The 18,816-nt window shown below is 67.3% G+C and carries 15 protein-coding genes and 1 pseudogene; 7 read left to right on the plus strand and 9 right to left on the minus strand.

The window, feature by feature from the left end; genetic code table 11:
• Positions 1-27: 27 nt before the first annotated feature.
• Both AC07AB_RS00250 and AC07AB_RS00255 read right to left on the minus strand, forming a co-directional pair.
• Complete coding sequence (locus AC07AB_RS00250; protein ID WP_478559648.1) at positions 28-582, minus strand: MmyB family transcriptional regulator; 555 nt, start codon at positions 580-582, stop codon at positions 28-30.
• A gap of 9 nt (positions 583-591) precedes the next feature.
• Positions 592-864: pseudogene (locus tag AC07AB_RS00255) on the minus strand (helix-turn-helix domain-containing protein); the annotation flags it as partial.
• Between the two features lie 338 nt (positions 865-1,202).
• On the opposite strand from AC07AB_RS00255, the gene AC07AB_RS00260 reads away from it, so the two are divergent.
• The 7 genes from AC07AB_RS00260 to AC07AB_RS00290 all read left to right on the plus strand — a co-directional run bounded on the left by AC07AB_RS00260 (position 1,203) and on the right by AC07AB_RS00290 (position 9,800).
• Positions 1,203-1,742 carry a regulator component gene (locus AC07AB_RS00260; protein WP_478557577.1) on the plus strand — a complete coding sequence of 180 codons (540 nt, stop codon included), beginning with the start codon at positions 1,203-1,205 and terminating at the stop codon, positions 1,740-1,742.
• Positions 1,742-2,938, plus strand: a complete 1,197-nt coding sequence (locus AC07AB_RS00265; RefSeq protein ID WP_478557580.1) for an MAB_1171c family putative transporter — start codon at positions 1,742-1,744, stop codon at positions 2,936-2,938. The genes AC07AB_RS00260 and AC07AB_RS00265 overlap by 1 nt, the downstream gene beginning before the upstream one ends.
• Entirely contained in the window at positions 2,907-4,112 is a 1,206-nt protein-coding gene (locus AC07AB_RS00270; protein WP_478557583.1) for a cytochrome P450 family protein, read from the plus strand. The genes AC07AB_RS00265 and AC07AB_RS00270 overlap by 32 nt, the downstream gene beginning before the upstream one ends.
• A 506-nt stretch (positions 4,113-4,618) precedes the next feature.
• Complete coding sequence (locus AC07AB_RS00275; RefSeq protein WP_478557586.1) at positions 4,619-5,410, plus strand: maleylpyruvate isomerase family mycothiol-dependent enzyme; 792 nt, start codon at positions 4,619-4,621, stop codon at positions 5,408-5,410.
• A gap of 369 nt (positions 5,411-5,779) precedes the next feature.
• Positions 5,780-6,589 (plus strand): ISL3 family transposase, encoded by an 810-nt coding sequence (locus AC07AB_RS00280; protein ID WP_478557589.1) that lies wholly within the window; start codon positions 5,780-5,782, stop codon positions 6,587-6,589.
• A 438-nt stretch (positions 6,590-7,027) separates the two neighbouring features.
• Positions 7,028-8,812 (plus strand): reverse transcriptase/maturase family protein, encoded by a 1,785-nt coding sequence (locus AC07AB_RS00285; RefSeq protein WP_478557592.1) that lies wholly within the window; start codon positions 7,028-7,030, stop codon positions 8,810-8,812.
• A gap of 283 nt (positions 8,813-9,095) precedes the next feature.
• Positions 9,096-9,800 carry an ISL3 family transposase gene (locus tag AC07AB_RS00290; RefSeq protein WP_478557595.1) on the plus strand — a complete coding sequence of 235 codons (705 nt, stop codon included), beginning with the start codon at positions 9,096-9,098 and terminating at the stop codon, positions 9,798-9,800.
• Between the two features lie 42 nt (positions 9,801-9,842).
• On the opposite strand, the gene AC07AB_RS00295 is transcribed toward AC07AB_RS00290, so the two are convergent.
• The 7 genes from AC07AB_RS00295 to AC07AB_RS00325 all read right to left on the minus strand — a co-directional run bounded on the left by AC07AB_RS00295 (position 9,843) and on the right by AC07AB_RS00325 (position 18,296).
• Positions 9,843-10,256 (minus strand): DUF6086 family protein, encoded by a 414-nt coding sequence (locus AC07AB_RS00295; protein ID WP_478557598.1) that lies wholly within the window; start codon positions 10,254-10,256, stop codon positions 9,843-9,845.
• A 36-nt stretch (positions 10,257-10,292) separates the two neighbouring features.
• Positions 10,293-11,438, minus strand: a complete 1,146-nt coding sequence (locus AC07AB_RS00300) for a hypothetical protein (RefSeq protein WP_478557601.1) — start codon at positions 11,436-11,438, stop codon at positions 10,293-10,295.
• A 1-nt stretch (position 11,439) separates the two neighbouring features.
• Positions 11,440-13,530, minus strand: coding sequence for a methyltransferase, FxLD system (fxlM, locus tag AC07AB_RS00305; RefSeq protein ID WP_478557604.1), 2,091 nt, complete (start codon positions 13,528-13,530; stop codon positions 11,440-11,442).
• A gap of 16 nt (positions 13,531-13,546) precedes the next feature.
• Complete coding sequence (locus tag AC07AB_RS00310) at positions 13,547-14,806, minus strand: lanthionine synthetase C family protein (protein WP_478557607.1); 1,260 nt, start codon at positions 14,804-14,806, stop codon at positions 13,547-13,549.
• Positions 14,793-17,885 (minus strand): lantibiotic dehydratase, encoded by a 3,093-nt coding sequence (locus AC07AB_RS00315; protein ID WP_478557610.1) that lies wholly within the window; start codon positions 17,883-17,885, stop codon positions 14,793-14,795. The genes AC07AB_RS00310 and AC07AB_RS00315 overlap by 14 nt, the downstream gene beginning before the upstream one ends.
• Before the next feature lie 87 nt (positions 17,886-17,972).
• Complete coding sequence (locus tag AC07AB_RS00320) at positions 17,973-18,131, minus strand: FxLD family lanthipeptide (RefSeq protein WP_478557613.1); 159 nt, start codon at positions 18,129-18,131, stop codon at positions 17,973-17,975.
• A 33-nt stretch (positions 18,132-18,164) separates the two neighbouring features.
• Positions 18,165-18,296, minus strand: coding sequence for an FxLD family lanthipeptide (locus AC07AB_RS00325; protein ID WP_478557616.1), 132 nt, complete (start codon positions 18,294-18,296; stop codon positions 18,165-18,167).
• Positions 18,297-18,816: the final 520 nt, after the last annotated feature.

Raw genomic sequence — 18,816 nt, forward strand, 5'->3', positions numbered from 1 at the left:
GCTCTCTTTAGCGCCTCATCCGTCCAGCTAGGGCTTGTCGCCCTCCTCGACCTCCATAAGGACGATCACTCGCAGCCGCTGGCTGCGCATCGGGGTGAGAGCGACGATACGCACCGGGACCGGCTCATCCCCACGCTGCGGAACCCTGACCATGCGCAGGTCACCATCCGCATGGTCGTACACCTCGCGACGGTCCCACATTTCACGTGCCTCGGGGCTGCCGCCTAGGACATCTTCTTCCAGTTGCCGCAATGACTCGCTCCGGGGGAAGTGGATTCTCGCGTACCGGATCTGCCCCAGATAGATGCGCGCCCACTCATCTCGCCAGTTCACCAGTTGCTCTTTTGCTTCAGGACGCAGAAAAGCCCATCGCATGAGATTGGCCTGGTGGGCCGTCCACGGAAACCATTGGCGAAGCGCTTCATTACTCCCGAGAATATTCCACGCCAGATCGGACACGAAGGCAGGGTTGGGGCTCTGGTTGTCGATGAACTGCTGCAGCAGCCCGCCCATCCCCCCGACAGCATCCGCCTCCGGTAGCGACGGCGGGGCCGGCGGGCGGCCGAGGGCCTTCAGATACAAGGCATGACGCTCTGCCCGACTGAGTCGTAGGACGAAGGAGAGCCGGTCAAGGAAGTCCGCAGAGTAGTTCGCTTCCCTACCCCGTTCCAGGGCTCGGACCCACCGCTCGGTGACGCCCGTCAGCCAGGCGACGTCAGCCTGCGAGAGCCCCTCACCCCTCCTCCCCTGCACGATCAGACCCGGGAAAGCGCGGGGGTCCACGCGTCGGCGCCATGCTCGCAGCAGGTCAGACAGGGGCTCCCCCTCAGAGCCCAGGTCATTCCGCCCACCCCGGGAGTCCATGGGGTGAGACGTTAGAACGGCACGTCACGTGACATGCACCACAACACGCCGGGCAGATCGCGAATGGATCATGAAACCGTCATTCAGAGTAGTCGGGCATTACGGATGGTGGACGATTCAACGACATCACACACAAGTCAACAACTTGTTGCTGATGGGTGCCCTCGCCTGCCCGCCCTCTAAGGTCTAGGCGCCACTTGATGAATCCCCCGCCGTAAACCTCACCGCGCGTAACCGGAATCGATGATTCCGGGGAACTGCGAGTTCCGCCTTCCCCTTGGCAGTCTCCTCCTCAGCGCACAAACAGGCGTAACAGCCAAGGCTGAGGGAGGACTCCTATGCCCTTGCCGCGAGATGGTTCCGAGGCCCGACCGCGCAGTACGGGTGAGGAACAGATCGACCGGTTGCAGTTGCCCTACCGATTCACAACTCGCGAGTTGCGGGACGCGGTATCGGCAGCCCGTGGCAAGCCGATCGTGCTGCGGCCTCTGAACACATTGGGTTCCATCGAGGCGCCGTGCGGCATCCGCTTGGAAACCACCGAGGAGGATCTCCTCTACTACGAAGAGGGAACCTCGGTCCATCATCAGCGCCATATCCTGACGCATGAGCTGATGCACGTTTGGCGCGACCACCCGGGGAGCCTGGAAATCGATGCGGAGGCCGCGCACGCTCTGGGGGTGAATCCGACTCTGGTCCTGCGGATGTCGGGGCGCACGAATTACTCGACTGACGACGAGCTGGAGGCGGAGATGCTGGCCACCATCATCCGCCAGCGGATGTACCGCGAACGCGAATCACCGTCTCGGAAGCCCGAAAAGGGCGCAGACAGATGGGACGCGCTGTTCGCCCAGCCAATCAAGGGAGGCCGATTCTGATGATGATGAACGTCCTCTTCTTGGGGATGGCCTGCATCCTCTTGTCAGCCGCCACGTTCTGGATCTTCGGGCGCGGTACGCCTCGCCCGGCGGGAACCTGGGCGATGGGGGCACTGCTTGCCTCGTTCGCTCTGGCCTTCGCTTCCTACGCGCCGTTGTTCGAGCAGGCGGTCGAAGCTGCCGTACCGCACGTGGCCCGTCTGCTGAGCAACTCCGCTTCCCTCGCTGCCGCCACCTCGGTCCTGGCCGTCTCGTTCCAGGTCAATCTCGACCCTGATGAGGCTGGACGGCGCATCCGCGTGCGCCTGGCCCTCCTCGGTGGGGCGGTTGTGAGCATGACGGTGCTCTTCGCAGTGGAGGAAGTGACCCATCGGTCACCCCAGGTGTATGCGGCCTACCTGCTCGTGTACGTCACGTACCTGGGCTTCGCCGTGGTGGACTTCCTGCGTCAGGCCGTCCGGCAGTCGAAGTCGACCCGCAGAAGCAGCGTCCGGCTCGGCATGCGCCTGGCTGCGGCGGGCTGCGTCTTCGCCCTGATCTATACGGTCTATAAAGCCGCCAGGCTGATCAGCCTGGGCCTGGACGTGGACGTGGATCTGTTTCCCGACCACACGGAATGCACCACGCTGCTCTCCTCGCCGTGCGCGTTCAGCGTGACCGCGCCCGCGGTGGCAGTGCTGCTCATCTGCGTGGGCCTCACGCTGCCGGCCATCGTGTACCCGATCACTCTCGCTCGGCGCAGGCGCTGGGAGAAGCGATCGTTGGCTGCCCTGGAACCACTGTGGAACGCCCTCACGGACGAGATACCAGACATCGTTCTCCCTGCAGCGGACAACGATGCGGACGACTTCGATTTCCTCCTCCAACGGAGGGTCATCGAGATCAGTGACGGGATGCTGGCCTTGCGGCCGTACCGGTCGCGGACCGTCGAAGAGGCGGCCCGCGAGACGGTCGACGCTGGGGCCGGTCGGGGGGCGGCTCGGGTGGAAGCAGCCGTCGTGCGGAGCGCACTCGAGCGCCACCGCGCCAACTCCCTCCCAGTAGAAGTTGCCGACCTACCGGCTGCGGACGCCACGGCACGCGGCGGCGACCTTCGCGCCGAGACCGAGTGGTTGCTGGCCATCGCCAATGCTTATGCCCACACCCAGGGCTCGCGTGTCGCACATGCGGGACGCTCTGAGCGAATTGGAGCCTGACAACGTGAAGAAACCCCCGCAGGATCACCAGCAGCCGGGTGGCAGCAGCGGCACTCAGCAGTCCATCTGCCCCGTCCAGGCTCTACGGAGCGCATCTTCCGGACACACCAGCTACCTGGTTACTGGATACGCGGAAGCCCGACAGGCGCTCGGCGACCCACGCCTCTCGAAGAATACTGCGGCCTTCTTCGCCGGAAAGCACTCCAAGCGCCGGCTACACCCCGCCGTTTCGCAGAACATGCTCGCCAGCGACCCTCCCCAGCACACCCGCCTCCGCAAGCTGGTGGCCAAAGGGTTCACCACCGGGGCCGTCGCCGCGTTGCGCCCGTTCATCGAAGGGCTGACAAGTTCCTTGCTGGACCAGTGGCCCGCCCAGGGCGAGGTCGACGTCATCGCTGACTTCGCGATGCCCCTGCCCGTCACCGTGATCTGTGAGTTGCTCGGCGTGCCCGAGGACGACCGCCCAGACGTCAAGCGGTGGTCTGCCGACCTGTTCGCGGCGGGCCAGCCCGCGCGGATCGACGCGGCCTCGCACGAGATCGCCGAGTACATGACGGGGCTCATTGCCGAGAGGCGAGACAGCCCTGGCGACGCACTTCTCGATCGGCTCATCCTGGTCCGGGACGGCGAGGAGCACCTCAGCGAGGAGGAGCTGGTGTCGCTTGCCGTACTCCTCCTCGTCGCCGGGCACGAGACCACGACCAACTTCATCGGCAATGCGCTCCTCGCGCTCCTCCAGCAGCCTGCCGATCTGGCGGAGTTGCGCCACGACCCAGACCTCCTGCCAGGAGCACTGGACGAACTGCTTCGCCACAGCTCTCCCGTCAGCGTGGCCACATTTCGGTACACGACCGAGGCCATCACCCTCGGCGGAACCGAGATTCCAGCCGACGCTCCCGTGCAGGTAGCCATCGGAGCCGCCAACCGGGATCCCGACCGCTTCCCCTCCCCCGATCAGCTCGACCTCGGGCGGAACGCCGGCGGACACCTGGCCTTCAGCCACGGAATTCACCGCTGCGTCGGCGCCCCGCTAGCTCGCCTAGAGGCCGAACTCGCCTTGCGCGCGGTCCTGACGCGATTCCCGCACATCCGGCTCGCCGTGCCCCCAGAGCAACTGGCCTGGCGACCGACCCGCCTGGTCCACGGTCTGGCGGCTCTTCCAGTCCTCGTTTAGAGCGCGTCACGGAGGCGAGTGGACTGATGCACCGGCTTCTTCCTGTTCAAGCTGGCTTTGTACGCGAGGACGGGAGTCGTTTGTCGTCGGCTTCGGGAGTCACCGCGTGGGCCTGTTCCATGATCAATGTCGATGAGTTTGGGAGTCACTCACGGTCCGGCGAGCGATTCAGGGTCCATCCCTCGGTGAAGGCCCTGAGCTGATCTCGCTGCCTTTCCTCCTCTGTGATCCGGTCGGTGAGAACGCGGCGGTCGATGTACGGCTCGACGGCGGCGAGGACCAGGCGCTGAGGCTCGGCAGGGCCGAGAGCCTCAACCTCCCACTGCACCGGCTGTTCGGCGGCGAGTTTGTACCGACGGGCGAACCCCGGCCAACGCGGGTCGCCCGCCTTGCCCGGAGGTTCGGTGTCGGCGGCGGTTCGGGCGGATGGTTCGGACGGCGGCGTCGGCAGGCGGCGGCCGGGAAATTCACTTTCGGCCGCCAGAGTGCGGTGATAGACAGCCGTAGTGCAGAAGAATCTTGAACTCCCTGACCTGCTGCGACTGATCGACGAGCGGGCGGCGGCCTTCCGGGCCGCGATCGCCGCCGCGCCCAGCCTGGACGTGCAGGTGCCGACCTGTCCCGAGTGGACACTGTTCGACCTGGCGCGGCACCTGGGCTCGGGCCGCCCCTTCTGGGCCGCCGTCGTCGAGGCCGGTCCGGCCGACGCCCCGCCGGCCGAGGCCGTGGCGGCGCGCGCCGAGGCGCAGGCGCCCCGGGAGCGCGAGGCGTTGGTGGCCTGGCTGGCCGCGTCGACGCAGGAGCTGCTGGACACCCTGCGGGAGGTAGGCCCGGACGCCGAGTGCTGGACGTGGTGGGGCGCCTCGCAGTCGCCGCGGACCAGCGGTGCCGTCGCCCGGCACCAGCTTCAGGAGATCGCGATGCACACCTATGACGCCCAGCTCACCGTGGGCGCCGCGCAGCCGCTGCCGGCGGATGTGGCGCTGGACGGCGTCGAGGACTTCCTGTTCACCTGCTGCGCGTGGTCGGGCGTCTGGCCGCACGAGCCGGCCGTCGTCGACTACCACGCCACCGAGGGCCGCTCCTGGCGCTTCACGGTCGAGGCGGATGGCGCCCGCGCCGTCCACCTCCCGGCTGCCGGCGAGGGCGAGGCCCAGGCCCCGTCCGACGCCTCCGCCCGGGGCACGGCCGGTGAGCTGGTCCTGTGGTTCTACGGACGCACCCCGCTGGACTCGGTGAAGATCGACGGCGACCGGGCCATCTTCGAGCGGCTCTTCGCCTGGGACCCGAACGCGTAAGGCGGTGTCGACGACGCGGCGCCCGGTCGCGTCGTCGGCTCATCCGACCGTGCCCTGGGCGGAGCGTCGGCGTGGCGTTACCGTCCCGACATGGTTGAGAGCAGGGGTTTCGCGTCCTTCGAGGATTTAACACCCGCCGGTCTGGTCGTAGCTGGTGACGAGGGCGGCGGCAACGATGCGCGGCCACTGGAGTCTGGGCACACCGGTACATGTACCCATCAGCTCAGCGGCGGGTGCCTCCCAAACTCGGGTTCTGGCTCACATTTCGTGAAGCGTGCACCGTGAGTAACGGTTGTAGGCCGCCCTGGCCGCGGGAAGTTGCCTGAAAATCGTCAGTGGAGAGCTCGGATGGGCTGAGGGTTCGGGTTCGTGGAAGAGACGGTGCTCCGGCTGGAGGAGCTGCTGTTCCCGTCGATCGCGGATATCGCGGTGCTGTCGGTCGAGGTGAACGATGAGGCGGTACTGATAGAGGCCCGGTGCACGAGGGCCGGGGCTGACTGCGTTGGGTGCAGAGGCTGGTCGGATCGGGTTCACAGCTCCTATCTGCGGTTTCCTGCTGACGTGCCCAGTGCGGGGAAGCGGGTTCGGCTGTGTCTGCGGGTCCGCCGATTCATCTGCGGGAACGTGTTGTGCGAACGGCAGACGTTCGTTGAGCAGGTGGCCGGGCTGACCCGGCGGTACGGCCGGTGGACCGAGCGGCTGCGGTCGACACTGGCTGCGGTCGGCCTCGCGCTCGCTGGCCGGGCGGGCGCCCGCATGGCCGGTGTCTTCGGAGTGGCAGTCAGCCGCAGCACTGTTCTTCGGCTGGTCGAGGCCCTTCCTGATCCCGAAGCACCGGTGCCGCGGGTGGTCGGCGTCGACGAGTACGCGACGCGCAAGGGCCGCTTCTACGGGACCGTTCTGGTCGACGTCGAAACCCGGCGCCCGGTCGACCTGCTGCCCGATCGGGAGTCTTCCAGCCTGGCCGTGTGGCTGGCTGAACGCCCCAGCGTTGAGGTCATCTGCCGCGACCGTGCTCCGTTCTTCGCGGAAGGAGCCACCATTGGGGCGCCCCAGGCGATTCAAGTCGCAGACAGGTGGCAGTGCGCCATGAGGCGCCTTGTCGTATCCCCGGCTCAGCCGGGAGGAATTGAAGGGAGGTTCCTGGGTCCGATGGCTTACCCAACCCGGAAACGGTGAAGGGGAAAACAGCATGCCAGAAAACCGACGGCCGGGTTCAGATGTCAGAAACGGTGCGTCGGGGGACCCGCGTGATATGGCGAAAGCTGGATTGCCTGAACCCCAATGCCCAGAAGATTGAAGGTCAAATCCACCGGAAAGTCATCTGAAACCGGTGCCGTCCTCTGCCGCGGGCCAGTGCCACGCCTGGGGCAACCTTCGGGGAACGGAGCGATGCCCAGTGAGGGTATTCAAGGGTATGAGTGGGGCGCCTACGTCACGCTAGTACGTACGACAAGGACGAACATGGGATCGCCTACGGGAAGAGATCTTCCTACGGCGACGGAGGCCCCGTAGTAGTCGCCGGAGTCGCGACCGGCCAAGGAGAACGGGAAAGCCGTTCACAACGGGCGAAGGGGGCCAGGTGATTGGACACCACAGAATCGGGAGGTATGCGAAATGCAGAGCGCCGAAACAGTTCTGGGTGTCCTCCGTGAACGCGGCAGGCTTGGCCTGCCGTGCGACGAACTGTATAGACAACTCTTCAATCCGCAGTTGTATCTGCTGGCTTACGGGCGTTTGTATTCCAACAAGGGAGCAATGACGCCCGGGGTCACCGGGGAGACCGTGGACGGCATGTCGCTGGGCAAGATTGAGCACGTCATCGACGCGCTACGTCGCGAGCGGTATCGGTGGAGCCCAGCCAGAAGGGTCTACATCCCGAAGGGGCGGGGCAGCTCACAGCTGCGGCCGCTCGGCCTGCCTCCGTGGAGTGACAAGCTCGTCGGCGAAGTGATCCGCCTGATTCTTGAGGCGTATTACGAGCCGACGTTCTCTGACTCCTCACACGGTTTCCGTCCCCGCCGGGGCTGCCACACCGCACTGCGCGAGGTGGCTCACACCTGGACGGGGTCGATCTGGTTTATCGAGGGCGATATTTCCCGGTGTTTCGACCGGCTTGACCATTCGGTCATGCTTCGAATCCTGGGTGAGAAAATCCACGACAACCGGTTCCTTCGGCTAGTGCGGAACATGCTCAAGGCCGGATACATGGAAGACTGGATCTGGAACGCCACGCACAGCGGGAGTCCGCAGGGCGGGGTTGTTTCACCCATCCTCTCCAATATTTACCTGCACAAGATGGATGAGTACGTCGAGAAGGTTCTGATCCCTGAATACACCCGGGGAAGAGTCAGGAAGCCGAACCGCGCCTTTCACCGGGTGTGGGCGGCAATGGGGAGCGCCCAAAAGCGCGGAGACCGCGCCAAGGTGCGGGAGTTGCGCAAGCAACTCCACAACATGCCCAGCATAGATACGCAGGACCCTGGGTATCGGCGGCTGAAGTATGTGCGCTATGCCGACGACACCCTGCTCGGGTTCGCCGGACCAAAGGTAGAGGCCGAGGACATCAAGAAGCGTCTGGCGCAATTCTTGCGTGACGAACTCAAGTTGGAACTGTCGCCGGAGAAGACTCTCATCACGCACGCCCGTACCGGGGCAGCGCGGTTCCTCGGCTACGACATCACCGTGCACCACAACGACCGCAAGATCTCCGGCAGACGTCGGTCTGTCAATGGGACGATCGGTCTGCGTGTCCCCCGTTCGGTGGTAGTTGCCAAGCAGGCCCAGTACATGCAGCGCGGCAAACCCGCGCGTCGGCCCGAAGTGCTGAACCAGGACGACCACGTCATCATCAGCACCTATGGGTCGGAGTACCGCGGCATCGTCCAGTACTACCTGCTGGCCGGCGACGTCTTTCGACTCGCCCGGCTGCAATGGGTCATGGAGACCTCGATGCTGATGACGCTTGCCAACAAGCACCGCTCGACGGTGTCGAAGATGGCCCGCACCTACGCGGCCACCATCGAGACGCCGCACGGGCTGCGCAAGTGCTTCGAGGCCCGCGTCGAACAGCCAGGCAGGAAGCCTCTGGTCGGACGGTTCGGCGGGATCCCGCTGAGACAGAACAAGAAGGTGGTCGTCACCGACCGCCAGTTGGCCCCGGTCGACATCAAACGCAAGGAGCTGGTCACCCGGCTCCTCGCGGGACGATGCGAGGCATGTGGGCGTGTCGACGAGGTGGAAGTCCACCACGTCGCCAAGCTCGCAGACCTCGGAAGATCCGGCGACCGGCCGCCGTGGGCAGATCTCATGGCCGCGAGGCACCGCAAAACCCTTGTGGTCTGCGGAAGTTGCCACGTGGACATCCACGGCAGAAGACCTGTACCAGCACTCACGGAGTAGTCACTGGAGAGCGACGTGCGGGGAAAGCTCGCATGCGTCGTTCGGGCTGGGGGCCGTGGGAAAAGGACCTGCTCAGCAGGCACCTCGCCGACGGCCCACCAGTACCTTGTGGCACAACCTGAGCGAGGCGGCGGAGCGTTGCGTCGCCCAGCACCGCAGTTGCCTTGGGGTCCTGGTTCGCGAGCCAGCCGAGTCCGCAGTCGCGGCACCACCCGAGACGACCGGCTCGCCATGGCCAACAGGGCACCGGTTCGCCGACCGTATTCGGGACAGGCATGCCATCGTGCACAGGCTGCTGGCGGCCGGCCACAGCCGACGCTCGATCGGTCGCCAGCTCCACATGACCCACCGCACCGTCAAGCGCCTGGCCGACGCCGTTGCTCCCGAAGACCTCTTCCAGGGGCAGTGGCAAAACCGCCCCACGATCCTCGACGAGTACAAGCCCTACCTGGACGACCGCTGGAACCAGGGATGCACCAACGCCTGGGCATTGTGGGAGGAGATCGTGCCGTTCGGCTACAAAGGCAGCTACCAGCGAGTTCGCGCCTACCTGCGAGAGAAACGCCTCTCACCTGGACCGGTCTCCGCCAGGCCGCCGACACCTCGAACGGTCTCCGGGTGGATTCTGCGACACCCCGAAAGCCTCTCGGAGAGAGAACAGTTGCGGCTCAAGGCTGTGCTGGCCCACTGCAGGGAGCTGGACGCCCTCACCGGGCACGTCCGGTCCTTCGCCCAGATGCTCACCGAGCGCGAGGGCGAGCGATTGCCGGAGTGGCTCGACGCCGTCCGGCAAGACGACCTGCCCACTCTCCACACCCTCGCCGCAGGCATCGACCGCGACCGGGACGCCGTCATCGCTGGCCTCACCCTGCCCTGGAGTTCGGGCGTGGTCGAAGGACACGTCAACCGGATCAAGATGCTCAAACGCCAGATGTTCGGCCGAGCCGGCTTCGATCTCCTCCGCAAGCGTGTCCTGCTCTACACGTAGGGCAACGCTTGCGGGCCTGTCGCGGGTGCTGGCAGACGAGCCTCAGGTCACCATGTGTCGGGTGAGCTCGCGTGACTTCTGCCGCAGTGCGGCTGTCCATTCCTTTGCATGGGGATCCAAAGCCGTCTTGTGATAGCCGCTCTCGGCACGCTCGGCCGCCTGCCAGTTCACCTCGATGTTCGCTATCTCAGCCAAGGCCAGCACCGTGGCAACGAACCCTTCGGACAGGGTGGCCATGACGGCGTGCCTGGTTTTGCTATGCCAGACGAGCAGGGCATCGACGAACGCTGCGAATGCGACGGGGTCGACCTGACACTCGTCAGCTTCCATGGGGCCGATGCCGGATGGCAGACCCACTTCGACTTGATAGACGGTGACCTGGCTCATGAACAGCCGGGACGCCCCGTTGGACGGGTTCCACAGGGTTTGGTCGCCCAAGTCGTAGTACTGGCTCACGTCAGCCTCTCACTGCTGGTCATAGGGGGGGCGACATTACGGTCCGTCAGCCCTCCACGGAAAGTGAGCCAGAGCCCGTTCTCGCGTACAAAGCCATTCAAGCGCTAGGTACCTTGCAGCCGCTGCTGTGCTGACCTCCACCGCCCCCAGGAGGGCTTCCTCCAAGTCGGAGGGCATGGTGCCCAGGTCGAGTCCCCCCGAGGTAACCACGTCGCGTAGGCGGCTTCGTTGCTGAGCGGTCATCTCTGTTGAGCAGACGGCGCTCGCAAGGATGTCCCGGGCCACGTAGCCGTCCGGGGAGAGCATCGCGTCATGCACCAGTCGGCGGGCGACCTCGGCGCCCCTGGTGGATGAGAGACCAAGCACGGTCAAGCCGAGGCGTGTCCGGAATACGGCCAGTTCAGGTGTGCCTTCGAGTCCTAGGTACTCCGCCGTGACCTTTACGGTGGCCTGCCGGATGGGCTCGCCCCCGGCTGTGCGGCACAACAAGTCCAGACACGACGCGACGGGGGTCTCCCAGGCTTCTGACAGCGTGCTCTCCCCCAGTACGTGCCGTGCCGTCGCCGCGCCACCGTTGAGGCACCGGCTCACGATTTCCACCTGGCGCCCGTCGAGCAGGCGACGGCCGACGCCTTTGTGCCGGGCGACGTGCGCCCTCGCACGGTCCCACCGCTGGGCCGCGACGAGCGCGCGGGTTCCGTCGCCGAGGAGCACGCTCCACAGCCACTGGCACACCGTCCGACGATCGTCGGGACTTGAGGTCAGGCGTGCGAACGAGAGCGAGCGGCCATCGATGTCCGCCTGCGCCTGGGCCCTGACGCCTTCGTACAGGGAGGCGAGCACCTGGTAGGCCCCGTCGCCATCGCCGTCTCGGAGGCGGAGCCGGGCGAGGTTGACGAGCGGTTCGAGAGCCAAGCGTGCCTGTTGTCCGCCGAGGGGCTGCGCAGGCAGGTACGTGTCCACGTGGCGCCAGCACAGTTCGCGCGCCAGGTCGGGCAGCCCGCAGTCGCTCGCGATGAGGGCTGCCCGGTTGAGGGCCGTGGATGCGGAGCTGAGGCCGCCGTCATGATCGGCGGCCTCAGCCAGCGTGCTGACTTCCCGGACTCGCTCCGCGAGCGGCGGGCAGGCGGGACGCGGACGTGCGACCAGCGGGAACCGCTGGGCTATCCGACCGATGTCCATCTCACTGCCACTCGATGATCATGCGGTTGAGGGGGTTGTCGAAGGCGAAGCGGCTAGGCCGGGGCGCAGGCTGCGCGGTGCCGAGGTCTTGGATCTCGAACTGCACCTCGCGACCACGGTATTCGCGGTCCCAGATCCGGATCTGCTCAGCGGCTCGGTCCGCGAGTTCCTGCGCTTCGGGGCCGTGTCCAATCACGCCGAACTCGTAGAGGGTGGCGCCGTCCGGGGCCTTCTCCGTGGCTTTGCGGCGGGTGAGGTAGGTGAGGGTGCCGCCGTCGAAGACCGCGGTTGAGCTGGCGTACGGGGCAGTGACCACACCCCGCTCGATAGCTTCCTTCTGCGCGGGCATCCGGCTCAGGCCGTTGGGCATCGTGCATGTCAGCCACAGCTCCAGCCACTCCGCCGACTCCGGCCCGCGGAAGTTCACGCCGGTCCACGCTTCGGAGCGAGTCCGGGAGAGCACGCCAGTGAGCGCATCGGCGTCCACGGGCTGGTCGCCATTGGTCACCAGCGTCACGGAACCGTCGTCGGCGAGGTTCACGAAGCGACGCGGGTCGTCCGCGATGCCGGCCCTCAGCGGCATGAACGTGTTCATCTCGGAACCAATGCTGCGCCAGCGACCGTGGTCGTCCTGCTCGAAGAGGATCGACCGGGACACGCTGCCGCGCAGACGCAGAGGGGTCAGGAGGCGCCCTCCGGGTGCGAGCTGATCGAGCCAGGCGTGGGGAACGCCGTGGGCACCGACGGTGGCCTCGATACGGTCGTACGGCGCGTTGGGGGCGTGGCCGAGCGCGCCGTCGCCGAGGATCACCTCGACATTGTCGATTCCCGCTGCTTCGAGCCCTGCGCGGGCTCCCTCCACAAGGTCGTCGTCCACGTCGACTGTGGTGACGTGGCCCTTCTCCCCGACGAGGTGGCCGAGCAGTCCGGCGTTGAAGCCGGTCCCGGCGCCGAGTTCCAGCACCTTGTGGCCAGGTTCGACGTCGAGCTGTTCGAGCATCGTGGCGACGATGTCGGGCTGCGAGGCGCAGCTAATGGATGCCCCGGTCTCGTCGTGCTTGATGTTGACGGGGGCGTTGCCATACGCCTTGTCCAGAGTCGCCTTGGGGACGAAGACGTGGCGCGGGACCGTCCGCATCGCTTCCTCCACACGGGGGGTGCGGATACAGCCGTCGGCCCTCAACTGGTCGACGAGCTGGGCACGCAGGCGGTCAGCATCGCCGGCTTCGAACGTGTCGCTGTTCACGCTGCTGACCGTAGTGGCCGACGCGCTGGCGGAGGGGGTGGACGCGGCGTTGTCGCTCGTTCCCATGACTACCTCTTTCGCGAGTGTTGACAGGGTGTGCTGGTCCTCCCGGGGAAGGCCCAGGCGGTTGAAATGGAAGAGGGCGTGATGGGCGAGGACGGAGCGCAGCCCGCGCTCCAACTGCCCGTTCCGGTCGAGGTCGGCCAGGCGGCGGCCGAGTTGGTCGAAGGCCGCGATCCAGGGGCTCACGCTCGCGAGTCGGCCATCGCGGACGAGAGTGCTGGAGGAACTGGCGTCCACGGTCATCAGCCGGTGGATGGCCGCTCGCGTGCGGGCTGGTGGACGGATGCCGCCGTCGCGCTCGTCAGCGATCTTGGCCCAGACGTCGCCCTGCTCGTACCAGTCGAGCCCGGCCGCGCGGAGCGCGGTGCTGATGGTGACGACGGCCAGCTCCCGCCGACCGAGGGCGTCGGTGCTGTCGGTGCGCTGCCGGACGAGATGGTCCAGGACCTGGCGGCTGTCCTCGTGGTGATGGAGGTGGGCTTCGGCCATGGCGGCCGGGCCGCCGAAGGCGGTCGCCTCCGGCTCGTAGATGCCCGGCACACATGCGGTGAGCGGGCCGCTTGCGACCAGGTCCTCCAGCGCGCCGTGCAGACGGGCTGCGGCGGCCGGGTCCACAGGCCGGTACCGCAGCCGCCAGGTCGGGAACTTGCGGAGGAACGCCCAGGGCCCCAACCGGTCGCCCTCAGCAACAAGCAGGGGGAGAAGGTGCTCTATGACGATGGGTTCGGCGCGTTCCCATGCCGCGAAAGTCAGCACGCGCTGCGGCCACTCCTCGGGTGCCATGTGGTCCTCTCTTCGGTCAGGTGATCAGGAAGGCGCTGTCCCAGCCGGAGAGGGACGGGCCGTCGGCGGCGAAGGCGTGGAGGGCGAGGGCGGTGCCGGCCGCGCCTTCGAGGAGACCGATGTCTCCGCCGCCGACCGGCTCGCACAGGGTGTGGACGAGACCTTCGGGCGGGGTGCCCGTGATCGGGGCAAGAAGGATCGGCAAGGTGTCGGTGAGTCCCGGTGTGATGGCGTCGGCGGCAACAATGCGCGTGATGTGTGCCAGTCCCGCGAAGCCGTGGCACAAGGAGAGGTCGACCGTGGCGTCCCGCTGCCCCGGGTCGCTCATGGACCGGAGCAACGCCACTTCGGCCACCCGTTGCCGGTGGGCGTCTCCGGTGGCGACGGCGGCGAGCTGCTGGGCGCGTGCGAATCCGGCGGTGCCGTAGCACCACGAGGGCCGAGAGGGTCCTGGGCCAGGAACTCCGCTGCGAAACTGCTCCCGAGTGACCCAGTACGGCCACCAGGGGCCGGCTGGCCCAGCCTGCTGCCATCGGTCCAGCCACACGAGGACTCGGGTGATCGCCTCGACCTGCTCCGGGACGGTGATACCCGCGCTCACGGTGAGGGCCAGGAGCGCCAGGGGGCCGCCGATGCCGTGCGCGACGCCGTTGTTGGCATGCCCCTCGGGATAGTCCGGGGACGGTTTGCCGGAGGGGGCGAGGTGGGTCCACCAGCCGGGCAGCAGTTCTCCGTCGTGCTTGACCGGTTCGGTCAAGCGCACCAGGTACGTGAGGACTTCGCGCAGCAGCTCGGTGTGCTTCCTGCGGCGTAGGACGAGAGCGCCCAGACCGCTCAGTCCGCGGATCGCGTCGTACTCGGCCAGCTCCGGGTAGTCGCCGTCGTCGATGCGGGCGTGCGCGACGCGGAGACGCTGCCGAACCAGCTCGGTGACGTGGGTATCGAGGGTGTCCAGTGCGCGGGCATAGCGTCCCGGCCGGTCGGCTGCGGAGTGGAGGGCGAAGGCGAGCGCGGGCGCCCCGTAGTAGAGGTGGGCGTCCGGACCGCCGACTGCTCCGCCCTCGGCGGCGCACGCAAGCCAGTCGTGTGCCCGCTGCCAGGGTCCGTGACCGGAGCGGGCGCGCTCGATGTGCAGGAGCGCGACTCCTACCGCCCCGTGAGCCATGGACTGTGGCCACCAGCCCTGAACGAGGTCGAGCCGCCGGGCATCGTCCGGGGATGCGAGTCGGTCCGCGATGGCGCCAGCAGCCGCACGAGCGGTGTCACGCAGTTCCATGGTCATGTCCTCCTCGGTGCTGCCAGGACAGCGCTGCAGCGCGGGCGAGGCGCACGCACATGCGCTCGTCGGCTTTGTCGATGCCGACAGCACGGATGTGGTGGGCGTGCAGAAGCGAATCGAGGACCAGGTCCGGATCGAGGGCCGCATTGCTCAGCCGCGAGCGGTAAAGGGCGATGGCCTGGTCACGGTCCGCCCATGCTGCGGCGATGGCCTCACCGCCGATGTGTGAGCGCAGGGCTGCCCACCCGTCGTCCGGGTCCGCGAGCCGGATGGTGTCGTTGAGAACCTGCCGGTCGCAGGGACGCGGATCGCGGATCTGCCCGTACCGGGTCAGCCACTCCATCGCGCCGGGCACGCTGCCGGTGAACGCCGTCGCGATGGACACGAAGTTCGCTGCTGCCATCACCTGCGGGCCTGGTCGCCCTGTCTGTGCGAGCTGCACAGCGAGGGCCCGGGAGTCGGCGGCGAAGACGTCCTCAGCCAGGCCCATCAAGGGTCCGGTTCCCCACCTCCCGGTCTCGGGATAGGTGGTGGCGAACTTGAGGTCGCTGACGAGTCCGGCCCGGCGGAGTCCGGCTGCCCACTCTCTGACGTGAGCTGCTGCCGCTCCCGCATCTGCGTCGTCGGGGACTGCGATCCGGAGGCGCAGGTGTGGGTGTGGGTCGCGGTAGCGCATGAACCACCACTGCGGCGGGGTCTTCCAGCGGGCCAGCAGATCGGGAAGGTGGCGGGAGAGGATCTCCGCCTGCCGCTCCGGGTGGCCGTAGAGCTGGGCGAGAAGCCAGGGGCGGGCACCGGGGAGGTGCCCGTGGTCACGGGAGAGCACGCGGTCTTCGGTCACTGGGGGAACGACGGGCCACTGTGCTGGGCGGGCGGCCGTCATGGGGAGGACGATCTCGTGGGCCCGTCCGCCGAACCAGCCCCCGTTGTTGGAGGTCTCGGTGAGCACGGCGGTCTCGGACCGGGACAGGTGAGATCGCAGGATCGCGCGATGGGCACTCGTGTCCAGGTGTAGCGGCAGGAACTGATCGCCCTCGGCAAGCGCTACGATCTCGGGCACTCGACGTCGGGCTCTCCACTCCTTCACGGCCGCGTGCCACTCGGTCCATGAGGCGGACGGGTCGGGGAGATCGGAGGCGTCGAGGCGCCAGCGGGCTGGGGCGAGAACGGTGCGGCCGTAGCGCACGCGGGGCAGGTAGGGCAGCGCCGTGGCGACGCCCCACGCGAACTCGGTGACCACGGCGGACTGGGCACGGCTGATCTCCGCGAGGAACCGTACAAGGGGCGGGGTGTGGGCTCGCAGGTCGAGCGCGTGCAGGACGTGCGGTTCGACCAGGCGCTGCCGCGAGAGGGAGGCCAGGTACAGCCTGCGGCGGTCGCAGCCGACGACGAGGTCGTCCAGGTCGATGGTTCGCTCGTCCGGGCTGCGGTGCTCGGCGACGCTGAGCACGCTCGGCAGCAGCTCCGGTACTCGGATGACCGTGGCGTCCTCACGATTCAGTGGCGGGAAGGAGAGCTGGACGGGCACCGCTCCCGGCGTATTGGCCGGGATCTGCGCCACCGATGCGGTGGCAGTAGCTCGGGCTTCGGGAGGCAGAAGCGTGAGGAAACGGCCGGTGGTGGTGCCGATTCCCCGCGAGGGGTGCACGGACCAGAGCGTGAAGTCCCCGCGACACAGGTCGTCTACGGTGGCAGACTCGATCTGAAGGTTCAGCTCCAGATGCGGCGGCACCTGCATATCGTCCTGCTCACCGACGTGCAGCGCGGTGAGCAGCTCCTCGTCCAGAAGGATCTCCTCGCGTCCGTCGAGGGCGGCGGCCTGGGCGAGAGCGAGCAGACGCTGATCCCGTGTGGTCACTCCTTCGCGCGGCTCCGAGTCGCTGTCCAGGTAGCCGGCGGGAAACCCGAGCCCGACGTCAGGGTCCGTCACGTCGCGCAGCGGCACCAGCGAGCCGATGCCGTACCTCTCGAAGAAGCGGACGTGGAAGTCCTTCCAGCCCGGCGTGCCGAACGGTGCTGGCGTGAGGCGGGCCAACGCCGTGGCCGCCTTCTCCGCCTCGCGGGCAATCTCACGGGGCAGGTCGAGCGAGCAGTCCAATCGCAGGTCGACCGCCAGAGGACGGTCGGCCACGGCGACGGCCGTCATCTTCTCGTGCAGGGCGCGGCGAAGGCGGCGCCCATCGGCGGGGGCCAATGCCTGGTTGTGCTGGCGCACGCCGTCACGGACGGCCCGCAGATCGTCCACCATGTGTGCCACGGAGGGCAGTTCTCCCGCGTCGACAGCTTCGAGCTGCCGTACGAGATGGTCCAGGGGGTCGAGGGTGGTGGACGCTGCGTGCAGGGAATTGATGAGTGCGCCGTTCCGCACGAGATTCGTGATCAGGCCCCGGATACGCCCCGCCGGGACGTGGGGGAACGCTGCTTGCACCTTGTCCATGAGCAGCTCGTAGGGAACCGGAGCGCGGGCGGAGTCCAGCGCGGCCTGGACCGCGGAGGTGAAGCGAAGCGATACCTCCGACGTGGGGCGGCCACGGCCCCGCGAGCGCGGAGGGTAGGGAACGATCAGGCGATCCCCCCGGACGAACGGCGTGTTGCTCGCCACCAGGGGAAGCCGACGCATCAGGTCTGGGCATGTCTCCAGGCGCTCGATCACTTCGGTGAGCCAGGTGGCGTCAGCGCTGGCTACGGCGCGGTGCCAAGGACCCGTGCGCACCTCAGCGCTGTGCGCGAAGGCGACCGGCGCGATGCCGGCGAACAGCCCGTTCGGTGTCGCACGGCCGGTGATCCGCTGGAGGTACCGGACGAAGGACACCAACGTCCGACGCACTTGCCGGGCTCGGAGATCGGTGGATGCGCACAGCGCGTCCATGTGGCGGGCGAAGCCGGGGCTGGCCTGCTCCACAACCTCGGAGATCTCCTCGCGCCTCCAGACTTCCTGGAGCCACCGGTGCGATTGCCATACCTGGTCGGGGGCGTCTCCGGAGACATCCGGCAACGGCGGCAGCTCTAACCGCGCGTAGCGTGCCGCGCGCACGAGCGCGGCGTCCGAGCACTGGTACTGCAAGTCGCGCCTCACGTTCTGAGCCCTTTCGTTCTCCGTCGGATGGTGCTGGTCCCGCAGCGCGTACTGCTGCGGGACCAGCACCGGTTGGTGCCGAGAGGGTCAGGCCACGTTGGTGGCGCAGGACCCCGCGCAACTCGGCTTGCACCCGTCGTCGGTCAGGTTGATCAGGGCTGAGGAGCCATCTCCGGACTCCAGAACGCTGATGTCCAGATCGAACGGGTCAGCGACCGGGCTCGGCGGGGCCGTCGTGTCAACCATGTAGATCTCCTCACTCGTCGCGGGCCGGTGGGCTCAGGCGACGCTCGTCGCGCACGGGCTGGAGCAGGTGCTGCCGCACCCGTCGTCAGTCAGGTTGATCAACGTGGCGGCTCCGTCGCCGGACTCCAGAACGCGGATGTCGAGATCGAACTCTTCTGTCTCCATGGGGACTTCTCCTTTTGAACCTGTACGGCCCGAGGGCCGTGATTCGAGTGCCGCCGGTCGACGGCGTCCGGTCTGGCCTGTGGCCATGCCGGAAGCTGGTGAGTCAGGCGCTGCTGGAGATGCAGGAGTGACCCCCGCAGGTCGCACCGCAACCAGCCCGGGTCGCGGCCACCACGCTGAACGGCTGGCTCGACTGGATGATGACGATGTCCAAGTCGAAGAGGTCAGTCGAGACCGCCGACAGGTGCGGCGACGGGTGCTTACTCACAGCAGAGGACACAGCAAGTCCTTCTGATCAGTCCGTAGTTGCTGGTCGGGAAACCCTGGATGGCCGAACTCTGCTCGGCGGACGGTAGTCGTACGCTCCGCCTGCCGAGCAGTTCTCGGCCAGCCGTCCGCTTTGCGGCTCGGCGCAGAACGGAGATGTGCTTGCCGCTCGGGGCGACCGCGGCTCCGGTGCGACCGTCGTGCCCCGAGGCGACGCATCCAGCCCCGGGCCGTCTTGCCGACCCGGCTGCTG

The organism is Streptomyces sp. NPDC044033 (genome assembly GCF_056434425.1).

Coding starts and splice junctions, on each gene's coding strand:
- AC07AB_RS00310 (WP_478557607.1), bottom strand. CDS start 14,806: ATGGAACTGCGTGACACCGCTCGTGCGGCTGCTGGCGCCATCGCGGAC.
- AC07AB_RS00270 (WP_478557583.1), top strand. CDS start 2,907: ATGCGGGACGCTCTGAGCGAATTGGAGCCTGACAACGTGAAGAAACCC.
- AC07AB_RS00260 (WP_478557577.1), top strand. CDS start 1,203: ATGCCCTTGCCGCGAGATGGTTCCGAGGCCCGACCGCGCAGTACGGGT.
- AC07AB_RS00325 (WP_478557616.1), bottom strand. CDS start 18,296: ATGGAGACAGAAGAGTTCGATCTCGACATCCGCGTTCTGGAGTCCGGC.
- AC07AB_RS00300 (WP_478557601.1), bottom strand. CDS start 11,438: ATGGACATCGGTCGGATAGCCCAGCGGTTCCCGCTGGTCGCACGTCCG.
- AC07AB_RS00320 (WP_478557613.1), bottom strand. CDS start 18,131: ATGGTTGACACGACGGCCCCGCCGAGCCCGGTCGCTGACCCGTTCGAT.
- AC07AB_RS00265 (WP_478557580.1), top strand. CDS start 1,742: ATGATGATGAACGTCCTCTTCTTGGGGATGGCCTGCATCCTCTTGTCA.
- AC07AB_RS00285 (WP_478557592.1), top strand. CDS start 7,028: ATGCAGAGCGCCGAAACAGTTCTGGGTGTCCTCCGTGAACGCGGCAGG.
- fxlM (WP_478557604.1), bottom strand. CDS start 13,530: ATGGCACCCGAGGAGTGGCCGCAGCGCGTGCTGACTTTCGCGGCATGG.